Below are 11,317 nucleotides of genomic sequence, written 5' to 3' on the forward strand. Positions count from 1 at the left end.
TCATCGCCACCATGCGCGACACCGGACGGGATATGAAGGACAAGTACAAAGAAACCTCGCGTGGCGGCCTGGCGGTCAACGTCATCGAGTGCTGAGTTCTGTCCCGCCCCTGCCGTTAGGGGCGAGATGGTTTTACGGTCGACTCCTGCTCCTCCGTCGGTGCGGCGCCAGACTCGGCCCACGTCCGGCTATCGTCGTCCCAGACCAGCTGGCCTGGCCGCACTAGCCCGCCTGCTATCTGGCGACAGGCGGCCCCGGCAGCCATCGGCAGCAGCAAGGCCGGTACAGCGCGCCACCCAAGAGGCATAAATGGCGCCGAAGCGCCTCCTCAAACCCCTCATGGATAGCTAATCCGCCGGCTCCCAGGCGGCGCCGTCACGCCAAGGCACCTGCCAAACCCAGCGCTTCTGAGGCATGCCATCGCCCCCTGAATAGCCGGCTGGCTGGGGCAGGCATGACCTTGGCGGCTGACACCTCGGGCGCGGGTCTGTCATCATCCTCCTCTTGTGCCGTCCGGGGGGACGGCGCTCTGGTCCATAGTTACGGGAATTTGCATGTCTTCTTCCAGCCCCCTGCGCCGCGATGTCGGCCCCTTCGCCCTGATGCTTACCGGCCTGGGCTCCATCATCGGCTCCGGCTGGCTATTCGGCGCCTGGCGCGCCGCTGGCCTGGCAGGTCCAGGCGCGGTATGGGCCTGGGTGCTTGGCGCTGCCATCATCATGACGATCGCGGTGACCTACGCCGAGCTCGGCGCGATGTTTCCCGAATCCGGCGGCATGGTGCGCTATAGCCACTATTCGCATGGCTCACTGGTCGGCTTTATTGGCGCCTGGGCCAACTGGATCGCCATTGTTTCGGTGATCCCGGTCGAGGCCGAGGCTTCGGTGCAATACATGGCCTCGTGGCCATGGCAATGGGCCCACGACCTCTATGCGCACATGCCTGACGGCCAAGGCGAACTGAGTCACGCGGGCCTGGGTATCGCCGCCGTCTTGGTCATCATCTACTTCCTGCTTAATTTCTGGAGCGTAAAGCTGTTTGCCCGCTCCAACACCGCCATCACCGTGTTCAAGCTGGTCGTGCCGGCGGCGACCGGCCTGGCGCTGATCGCCAGCGGTTTTCATAGCGAGAACTTCGCCGTAGGCATTCACGGTGAAGCGCATTCCATTGACTTCGCCGCCGTGCTCACAGCCGTGGCCACCGCCGGCATCGTATTCAGCTTCAATGGCTTTCAGAGCCCAGTAAACCTGGCCGGTGAAGCACGCAATCCGGGCAAAAGCATTCCGTTCGCGGTTATCGGCTCGATTGCACTGGCCACCGTCGTGTACGTGATTCTGCAGGTCGCCTATATCGGCGCGGTGCCACCGGACCTACTGGCCAAGGCTGGCTGGCATGGGATTGATTTCCGCTCGCCGTTTGCCGAACTAGCCATCATCGTCAACCTGCATTGGCTGGCCATGCTGCTTTATATCGATGCCTTCATCAGCCCCAGCGGCACCGGCATTACCTATACCGCGACTACGTCGCGGATGATTTACGGCATGGAACGCAACGGCACCTTGCCAAAGCTGCTCGGTCGCCTGCATCCCAAGTACGGCATTCCGCGCCCGGCGATGTGGCTTAATCTGGGCGTGTCGTTCCTGTTCCTGTTCTTCTTCCGCGGCTGGGGCACTTTGGCCGCAGTGATCTCGGTGGCCACGATCATTTCCTACCTCACCGGCCCGGTCAGCGCGATGACCTTGCGTCGTACTGCGCCAGACATGCATCGACCGCTGCGCGTCGCCGGCCTGCCCATTCTCGCCGGCTTCGCCTTTGTGCTCGCCACCGAGTTGCTGTTCTGGGCGCGCTGGCCGCTTACCGGCGAAATTATCTTGCTGATGGTCGTTGCGCTGCCGGTTTACCTTTATTACCAGGCCATGGCTGGCTGGCACGACTTCGGCCGCCAGCTCAAAGGCGCCTGGTGGTTGATTGTCTATTTACCAACGATTGCCCTGGTTTCGTATGCGGGCAGCAGCACTTTCGGCGGCCATAACTACCTGCCCTACGGTGTCGACCTTGCGGTAGTGGCCGTGATAGGCCTGGTGTTTTATGTATGGGGCGTGAAATCCGGCTGGCGTACACCATCGGTGGAACAAGCACAGCTGGATGCCAAGGCCAATCCAACGTCGCACTGAAACCTGCTTCTTGCCACATAAAAAAACGCGCGGCTCACCACCGCGCGTTTTTTTTGCCCGCTACAAAGGCGACAGGCGCTGCTCAACGCAACGCAAGCACATCGCCCAGCAGCGCCTGCGCCGTCACTTCCGGCCCGGCCCCGGGGCCTTGAATCACCAGTGGCTGGGTGTGGTAGCGGGTCGTAGTGAGCGCGAATTGATTGTCGGTGCCGTACAGCCGTGCCGCCGGATGGTTGGCGGCGACTTCGACCAGGCCGACCCGCGCGCGTCCACGCTGGTTGAGGCGCGCGAGGTAACGCAACACCTGCCCGCGCGACTTCGCTTCTTCGTGACGGGCCGCCAGTGGTGCATCCAGTTCGTCGAGACGGGCGAGAAACTCGTCGGTGGAAAGAGGCCGCAGCGCCTCGGGGACCAGGCTCTCGACAATGACTTCGTCACTGCCCAAGGCGAAACCGGCATGACGGGCGAGAATAAGCAGCTTGCGCGCCACATCCTCACCGGACAGATCCGAGCGCGGATCGGGCTCGGTATAGCCGAGCCGGCGCGCCTCGCGCAGCAAGGCAGAGAACGGCTGGCTGCCGTCGTACTGGTTGAACAAATACGACAGCGAGCCGGAGAACACGCCTTCCAGGGTGAGCAACGCATCGCCACAGCTGCGCAACCGACGCAAGGTAGAGAGCACCGGCAAGCCCGCACCTACAGTGGCCGCATCGCCATAACAACCGCCTTGGGCGATGGCTGACTGCAAGGCGCGCCAACCCGGCAACGCGCCACCGGCCAGCGATTTATTGGCGGTGACCACGTGATAGCCGCGCGCCAACCAATCGGCATGGCGCGACGCCAGATCAGTAGAAGCGGTGGCATCCACCACCACCTTCAACGCCGCATCGCTGGCATCCAGCGCCGCCAGCAGCGCGGTGTCGTCACGCGCAGCACCGTTTTGCTTGAGCTGTTCGCGCAGATCACGCGCCGCCAGCCGGGCGGGGTCGGTTTGCTGTTTGCGCGAATTGGCGGCACCCACCAGCCGCAACTGGCTAGCCACCGGCGTGCCTAGCAGCTTGAGAAAAGCGCCACCGACCACACCGGTACCCAGCAACACCAGGGCGGCACCGCTGGCCGGCACAGGCGTCACTGCGGGCGACTCCGACAACAGCTCGTCGATCAGCAGCGCACTCATGCACTCACCTTGCGTTTGGGCGAGGCAGCACTGGCCGCCTGGGCACGTAGCAAACCCGCGCCGAGATCGCGCAAGAGATCATCGCCATCTTCGATGCCCACCGAGAGGCGCAGCAAGGTATCGGCGATGCCGGCGGCGTGGCGTGCCTCGGGTGTCATTGCGGCGTGGGTCATCGACGCCGGGTGAGCGATCAGGCTTTCCACTCCACCCAGCGATTCGGCCAGGGTGAAATATTCCAGGCCATCGACGAAGGCGGCAATCTCAGGCACACCGCCTTCCAGCTCGACACTCAGCATGGCGCCGAAGCCTTGCTGCTGGCGTGCTGCCAATGCATGACCAACGTGACTCTGCAGGCCGGGGTAATACACCTTGCGCACCGCCGGATGGGCATCCAAACGCGCGGCAATACGCTCGGCGTTTTCCTGGTGTTGGCGCAGGCGTACGCTCAGTGTGCGCAGGCCACGCAAGGTGAGGAAACTATCGAACGGCGCACCGGTAAGGCCGTTACAGTTGCCCCACCATTTGAGCTGATCGGCTACCGCGGCATCGCGCGCGACCACCGCGCCGCCGACGACATCGCTGTGACCGTTGATGTATTTGGTGGTGGAGTGCACCACCACGTCGGCACCCAGCACCAGCGGTTGCTGCAAGGCCGGCGAGAGGAAAGTGTTGTCGACCACCACCAGCGCACCGACTGCATGCGCCGCCTGCGCTACGTGACGTATGTCGGTAATGCATGGCTATCGGTGAGATCGACGAATTCCACGCTGAAACGGCCCTTCTTGGCCCAGGCATCGAGCAAGCGCCAGGTGCCGCCATAGCAATCATGTGCGGCCAGCACTTTGGCCCCGGCAGGCACCAGCTCCAACGCCAATGCAACGGCCGCCATGCCGCTGGCGGTAATGACGGCCCCTGCCCCTTGCTCCAACTCGGCCAGCGCATTGCCCAATAGATCACGGGTGGGGTTGCCGCTGCGCGAGTAGTCGTAAGCGCGCTTGCCGCCCAGGCCAGTGAAACTGTAGTTGGTGGACAAATGCAGCGGCGGCACCACGGCACCATGCTGGGTATCCGATTCGATGCCGGCGCGCACTGCGCGAGTACAAGGGGCCGAGGTGTCGCTCATGTCGATCTCCAAAAATCTTCGATGTTGTTTTAGTGCAAAGCTTCGCGAAGTAGCGGGGCGAGACGGCTGCTCTCTTTGAGTGCGGCGTCGTGTCCATAAGGCGACTCCACCACCTCCAGCGTGGCGGCACCCAGCAAGCGGCGCTGCAACTCACATAGATCGGCCAGCGGCACTAGGCGATCCGAGGGAAAACCAATCAGCGTGGCCGGCGTCGGCACTTGCTCGGGGGTGATGTCGTGCAAGTCGATCGATTCGGATAGCGCCAGGAAGCGCTCCACATCAAAGCGCTCGACAAAGCGACGGCCGGCCTGTTCCAGGTAATCCTCCACCGGGAAGTGAAAACGGCCATCGCGAAATTCGGGGGCAGCGGTGAAGCGGCGAGCGAATTCATCGCTGCCACGATAGGTAGTCATCGCCAGTTGACGCGCCAGCGCCAGCGCCTGTTCGGGCTGACCGCAATCGCGGCCCAGACGCACGATGCTGCGCTGGACGGCGCGCTGGGCGGTGGCCAGCGGATGGGCGCGATGCGCACCGGCCAGCAGTACCAATCGATCCAGCGCATACGGGTGACGTGCAGCAAAAGCCAGTGCGGCCATGGCACCGTAGGAATAACCGATAAAAGCATGCACCCGGCCGATGCCCAGCTCATCGACCAGCGCGGCAAGTGCGTCGGCCTGATCCTCACTGGACACCACGCCTGCATCGGCCCCGGTGAGGTCAGCCGGCGTCAGCCAGTCAATCGCCAATATGCGGTAGCTAGCCAGATCGACCGCCTGGCCCACGCCGACCAGTTCTTGCCACCAGCCCGGCGCCGCTTCGCCATCCAAAGCCAGCACATCGCGGCTGGCGGAGATACCGCCTTGCACGATGACCGTGGGCGCATCCGGCGCACCGCACCATAGGTAGCGCACATCCACCGCACATGGACGGCTGCCGTACTTGGGGGTGATCTGCACGCGGCGAACGCTGCGCTGGGTGGTCAGGTCCGGTCGCGAAGACACCGCCGAGACGAAGGGCGCGAAAGCGACAGGTGGAACAGGGGCGGACTGGCTGGGCATCTTCTCTCTCCGGACGGCATCGCCTGCGATCGGAGAGAGGTCACCTCGCACGGCCATAACGGCACGCCAAACGAAGCTCGCCCATCTCTCGGCAGCGCCCGTAGGCACTTCCGCAGGAGTTGGCACCGTGGCGGGAACGAGTCCCCGCTGGTTGCCCCGGCTTCAAAGGGCCTATCCCTCAGCCGGTCTTGATGAGTGGAGCGAACTCTACAGGCGCTATTCATCCATGTCAACAGACGTCTAAACGTCTATGCGTTCAATTTCATTCGATACTTTCATGACATCCCGCCACCAACCCTCAGTCAAGCCGCCAAGCCGCACCACACATGGATTTGTCGTGCCTGGCCACGCCTTTCGGATACCATGGTCCATGGCAGCCCCTGACCTTAGACACAGCCTTGACACACGGAACACCCCAGCATGAGCGCAACCCCTGACCTACCCAATCGCGAAGCCGTCGGCACCGGCTTCGACCCTGCATTGATGCAGCAGGCGCGCGAGCGATCCTGGGCCGTCTTGCAAGGCATTCGCGCCCGTATGCACCCTGGCATCAGCGAGGACGAGGCGCGCACGGAAGCTGACGCCGTCTTCCGCGAACTAGGCGTTGAGCGGCTATGGCATCCGGTGGTGATCCGTATCGGCGCCAACACGCTGAAAACATTTCGGCAGCCTTCCGACCCGGATGTCCGCCTGGGGCAAAACGACATCTACTTCATCGACCTTGGCCTGGTGTTTGGAGGCCATGAAGGCGACGTCGGCGACACTTTCGTCGTCGGCCGTGCCCCGGAGCGACAGGCCTGCGCCGAGGCCGCACGGGCCCTGTTCGACCTTGTCGCCGACGCATGGCGCAACCAGCAACTCAGCGGCGAGGCGCTGTATGCGTTCGCCGAGCAGCGTGCCGAGGCCATGGGTTGGCGCTTGAACCACGCGATCAAGGGACATCGGGTCAGCGACTTTCCGCACTCGGTACACCGTGCGGGCGACCTGGGCACCCTGGAAGCCACACCCTCGACCGGCTTGTGGATATTGGAGATTCAAATTGCCCATCCAACCGAGCCGTACGGTGCGTTCTACGAAGATTTGCTTAGCCGCTGATGGCTCTGCGCCGGCCCATCTGCAACACTGCCCCGCCGTACTCCGCCAAGGAGCTCGGCGGTCTCAATGACTTCGCCCAATGGAGGCGTTATGCCCATGGCTGCCAACATCGTTGTTGCACTGGTCGCGCTATTGCACGTGTGGTTTCTGGTGTTGGAGATGTTCTTATGGGATACGCCGACAGGCCGACGCACCTTCAAGCTCACACCCGAATTTTCCGCCGCCTCCAAAGTGCTCGCGGCGAATCAAGGGCTGTATAACGGCTTTCTTGCCGCGGGGCTGATCTGGGGCTTGAGCCTGGGCAACGCTGGCGCCAGCGTAAAAATCTTCTTTCTCGCCTGTGTGTTGATCGCCGGCATCTACGGCGGCCTTACCGCCAGCCGGAAGATTTTGCTGATTCAAGCATTGCCTGCGCTCATTGGCCTGATCCTGCTGCTGGCCTGATAACTTCGTTCAGGCGACCGGCCAACCCGCGCGTTACGACATATCGACTACCATGCGGAACACTCACTATTTGTAAGGCAAGTCGATGTCGCTCGATTCACCGCATCCATATGCGGACGCTGCCTGCCCTCCTTCGCCCAACGCTTCCGAGGATAGGCTCCGTTTCAGCGGTGACAATACGTTTCAACGCGTACTGCGACGCCGGGTAGAGGATTACTTCAAGCAGCGCGGCCTCAAGCAACGCGACAACGCAGCGATGTATTGGAAGACGGCGATCATTCTTGGCGTCTTCGTGGCGTCTTATGCGGGCCTGGTGTTCTTCGCTTCGAGCTGGTGGCAGGGCCTGCTGCTCAGTCTCGTGCTTGGCGTGGCAACGGCCGGTATCGGCTTCAACATCCAGCATGACGGCGGCCATCAGGCCTATTCGGATAAGCGCGGCATCAACAAAGCCATGGCAATGACGCTGGATATGGTCGGTGGCAGCTCGTACATCTGGCACTGGAAGCACGCGCGCTTCCATCACACCTACACCAACATCGCCGGTCACGACAGCGATATCGATCTCGGCGTTCTGGCGCGGCTGTCGCCCACCCAGCAGCGGCGCACATGGCATCGCTGGCAGCATCTCTATCTGTGGGTGCTTTACGGGGCCACCGCGATACGCTGGCACCTCTACGGCGATTTTCGCGACCTGATCACCGGCACTATCGGGGAGCGCCCCTTTGCGCGGCCGCGCGGCTGGGACCTCGCCGTGTTCGTGCTCGGCAAGCTGGTGTTTTTCGCTATTGCTTTCGGCCTGCCATTGGCCTTCCATCCCGTGGGCACGGTGCTGCTTTTTTATACCGCGGTCGCAGCGGTGGCCGGGCTGCTGCTGGCGCTGGTCTTTCAGATGGCCCATGTGGTGGAGCAAGCGGAGTTTCCGCTGCCCAACGAACAAAGCCAGCAGATGGATACCCCCTGGGCCATCCATCAGCTGGAAACCACGGTCGATTTTGCCCGCGATAACCGGGTACTCAGCTGGCTGGTCGGCGGACTGAATTTCCAGGTGGCACACCATTTGTTCGTGCGCATCTCGCATATTCACTACCCAGCGATCGCGCGGATCATCGAAGACACCTGCCGCGAATTCGGCCAGCCCTACCACGCGCACCGCTCGTTTGCCGCCGGCATCGCCTCGCACTACCGCTGGCTGCGTCGCATGGGCCTGCCGACCGCTGCCGCACTGCCTATAGCGCCGGTACCCGTACTCGTCGCCGCTCCCCTGCCGCAAAGCTAGACACAAAAACGCCGCGCCAAGCCGTTCGCAGACTGCTTGGCGTAGCAGCGGCTTATGCAGAGGGGCAACCCGCCCCGACGGCTGAACCAGCCGCCAGGCCGGCACTGGTATCATTACCGGCTTGTCTCCGGCCAGCACCCCCATGTCCACGCACCTTACCGAAACCCACCGCCGCCGCACCTTTGCCATCGTCAGCCATCCTGACGCGGGCAAAACCACCTTGACTGAGAAACTGCTGCTGTTCGGTGGCGCGATTCAGATGGCCGGCTCGGTGAAGGGACGTAAAGCAGCCCGGCACGCCACCTCCGACTGGATGGCGCTGGAAAAAGAGCGCGGCATTTCGGTGACCTCGTCGGTGATGCAGTTCCCCTACGAGGAACGCATCGTCAACCTGCTGGATACACCAGGCCACGCTGACTTCTCGGAGGACACCTACCGCGTGCTGACCGCGGTGGACTCCGCGTTGATGGTGATCGACTGCGCCAAGGGCGTGGAAGAACGCACGATCAAGCTGATGGAGGTGTGCCGCCTGCGTGACACCCCGATCATGACCTTCATCAACAAACTCGACCGCGAGGGCCGCTCGCCGATCGAACTGCTGGACGAAGTGGAATCCGTGCTCGGCATTGCCTGCGCGCCGCTGACCTGGCCTATCGGCATGGGCAAGCGCCTCAAGGGCGTGTATCACTTGCTGCTCGACGAAGTGCATGTGTTCGAACAGGGCAAGAATTTCACCCGGCAGGATTCAACCATTTTCAAAGGCCTGGATGCTCCGGGTCTGGTCGAGAAAATCGGCACGGAAGCGCTGAACGAGCTGCGTGACGAGCTTGAACTGGTGCAAGGGGCCTCGCATCCGTTCGATCTTGACCAGTACCTGGCGGGCAAGCAGACGCCGGTGTTTTTTGGCTCGGCGGTGAATAATTTCGGCGTGCAACTGCTGCTGGATTTCTTCGTGGAGCACGCACCGTCGCCGAAATCGCGCGCCACGCTCGGCCGCGAAGTGCAACCGGTCGAAGAGAAGCTCACCGGTTTCGTGTTCAAGATCCAGGCCAATATGGACCCGGCCCATCGTGACCGCATCGCCTTCATGCGGGTGTGCTCAGGCACTTATACCGCCGGCATGAAGATGATCCAGACGCGCACCAATAAGGAAGTGCGCATCGCCAACGCGCTTACCTTTATGGCCAGCGATCGCGAGATCGTCGAAAGCGCCTATCCCGGTGACGTCATCGGCTTGCACAACCATGGCACGATCGGCATCGGCGACACCTTCACCGAAGGCGAGCTGATCAGCTTTACCGGCATCCCTAACTTCGCACCGGAGCTGTTCCGCCGTGCGCGCCTGCGCGACCCGATGAAGATGAAGGCGCTGCAGAAGGGCCTGGCGCAGTTGTCCGAGGAAGGGGCCACCCAGTTCTTCCGCCCGTTGATGAGTAACGACCTGATTCTCGGCGCCGTCGGCGTGCTGCAGTTCGACGTGGTCGCCTACCGCCTGAAGGATGAGTACAACGTAGACGCCAGCTTCGAGCCGGTAGGCGTGGTGACCACCCGCTGGATCCACTGCGACGACGCCAAGAAGCTGGAAGAATTCCGCGAGAAAAACGCCATGAATCTCGGCATCGATGCCGCCGGTGAGCTGGTTTACCTGGCACCGTCGCGGGTCAATCTTCAGTTGGCGCAGGAGCGCTGGCCCGGGGTGCGCTTCGCCGCCACGCGCGAGCACGCCACATCGGTCGAGGTCTAAGACCCGGCCCCTCCCTCGACCGGGGTAGGGGTCGAAGTATTTCGCGATGGCCGAGGCCAGCACGGTCCTGTAAAACGACACGATCTGATTGCTTACACCTCATAGAGTCATATCGATGCCTACACCGAACCTCGCCTTCATGACTCCGGCCAGCGCCACCCGCTGGCAACGCTGGCTGGTGTTTGCGCCGTTTGCGCGCATTGTCACGTTCACGGCCATGTTGATTGCGCTCAGCTTCCCCACGCACATGATCACCGCGGCGCTAGGCTGGACCAAGACTGGCACAGCCGTGCAGCACGCGCTGGGCACGCTGAGCATGCAGTTGGTGCCGCCACTGATCGCCTACCTGGTTCTGGTCTACCTGATCGAGCGCCGACCGATGCGTGAACTGGCGCCCCGCGCTATACCCACTTTCGGTGTCGCCGGGCTTGTCGGTGGCGCCGTCTTGTTCAGCACGGTCGTTGGCGTACTGTGGCTGCTCGGCAGCTATCACGTCACCGGCACAAACGCCGAAGTGGCGTGGCTGCCCGGCCTGCTGGTGACCGGTATCGGAGCAGGCATCGGCGAAGAGATCATTACCCGCGGCGTACTGTTTCGCATCGTCGAGGAAGGACTTGGCACCTGGTGGGCACTGGTGATCTCTGCACTCTTCTTTGGCGCGGCACATATCGAAAACCCTAGTGCCACCTTGTGGAGTTCGGCAGCCATCGCGATCGAAGCAGGCTTGCTGCTAGCGATGATTTATCACGTCACCCGCTCACTTTGGGCCTGCATCGGCCTGCATGCGGCCTGGAACATCATGCAAGGCACGGTTTACGGCATCCCGGTATCGGGCGACGCGAGCAACGGCTGGCTGGTCTCCAACCGGACCGGCCCCGACTGGTTGAGCGGTGGCGGATTCGGTGCTGAAGCCTCGGTGGTTGCGCTGGCCACTTGCAGCTGTGTCACTGTCGTATTGCTAGTTATCGCCATACGCAGGGGTTCGATCGTACGGCCGTCCTGGCGCCGCACCATGCCACCACCGATCCAACACTGAATCAGAACCGCTGAATCAGCTCGCCAGCGGCAACGCGAACAGCAGTGCGCCAAACAGGCATAGCACCGTCAAGCCATGGAGCATGGGGGTGCTGTAACGCAGAACGACGAACTGCTCGACGGCACAACCCACCCAGAACAGCGATATGCCAGTGAGCACGGCATGACCCAGCTTCGCATGCAGCAACTCG

Annotated in this window: 8 protein-coding genes, 1 pseudogene and 1 riboswitch; of the genes and pseudogenes, 6 read left to right on the top strand and 3 right to left on the bottom strand. The window is 62.5% G+C overall.

The annotated features are described in order from the left end of the window. Window positions 1–554 precede the first annotated feature (554 nt). Window positions 555–2,174: an APC family permease gene (locus tag OUZ52_RS20805; protein WP_266160476.1), complete on the top strand. Its 1,620-nt coding sequence runs from the start codon at window positions 555–557 to the stop codon at window positions 2,172–2,174. 82 nt (window positions 2,175–2,256) lie between these two features. Here the strand turns inward: OUZ52_RS20805 and OUZ52_RS20810 are convergent, their stop codons facing one another. The 3 genes and pseudogenes from OUZ52_RS20810 to metX form a co-directional block, all read right to left on the bottom strand. Next, window positions 2,257–3,351, bottom strand: coding sequence for a homoserine dehydrogenase family protein (locus OUZ52_RS20810; protein WP_266160477.1), 1,095 nt, complete (start codon window positions 3,349–3,351; stop codon window positions 2,257–2,259). Then, window positions 3,348–4,474, bottom strand: a pseudogene (locus OUZ52_RS20815) (PLP-dependent transferase). Before OUZ52_RS20815 ends, OUZ52_RS20810 begins: the two are co-directional and overlap by 4 nt. A gap of 29 nt (window positions 4,475–4,503) precedes the next feature. After that, window positions 4,504–5,532, bottom strand: coding sequence for a homoserine O-succinyltransferase MetX (gene metX, locus OUZ52_RS20820; RefSeq protein WP_266160480.1), 1,029 nt, complete (start codon window positions 5,530–5,532; stop codon window positions 4,504–4,506). A 78-nt stretch (window positions 5,533–5,610) separates the two neighbouring features. Further along, window positions 5,611–5,730, bottom strand: a riboswitch (SAM riboswitch). 222 nt (window positions 5,731–5,952) lie between these two features. Here metX and OUZ52_RS20825 point away from each other — a divergent pair. The 5 genes from OUZ52_RS20825 (at window position 5,953) to OUZ52_RS20845 (ending at window position 11,127) form a co-directional block, all read left to right on the top strand. Next, a complete protein-coding gene (locus OUZ52_RS20825; RefSeq protein ID WP_266160482.1) occupies window positions 5,953–6,627 on the top strand; it encodes a M24 family metallopeptidase in 675 nt (224 codons plus the stop codon). 90 nt (window positions 6,628–6,717) lie between these two features. Then, window positions 6,718–7,071 (top strand): DUF1304 domain-containing protein, encoded by a 354-nt coding sequence (locus OUZ52_RS20830; RefSeq protein WP_266160483.1) that lies wholly within the window; start codon window positions 6,718–6,720, stop codon window positions 7,069–7,071. 85 nt (window positions 7,072–7,156) lie between these two features. Next, complete coding sequence (locus OUZ52_RS20835) at window positions 7,157–8,347, top strand: fatty acid desaturase family protein (RefSeq protein ID WP_266160485.1); 1,191 nt, start codon at window positions 7,157–7,159, stop codon at window positions 8,345–8,347. Window positions 8,348–8,489: 142 nt separating this feature from the next. Further along, window positions 8,490–10,091, top strand: coding sequence for a peptide chain release factor 3 (locus OUZ52_RS20840; protein ID WP_266160487.1), 1,602 nt, complete (start codon window positions 8,490–8,492; stop codon window positions 10,089–10,091). Between the two features lie 115 nt (window positions 10,092–10,206). Next, window positions 10,207–11,127: a CPBP family intramembrane glutamic endopeptidase gene (locus OUZ52_RS20845; RefSeq protein WP_266160488.1), complete on the top strand. Its 921-nt coding sequence runs from the start codon at window positions 10,207–10,209 to the stop codon at window positions 11,125–11,127. Window positions 11,128–11,317: the final 190 nt, after the last annotated feature.

Origin of the sequence: Dyella silvatica, from assembly GCF_026283955.1 — a bacterium.
GTDB classification, from domain to species: domain Bacteria; phylum Pseudomonadota; class Gammaproteobacteria; order Xanthomonadales; family Rhodanobacteraceae; genus Dyella_C; species Dyella_C silvatica.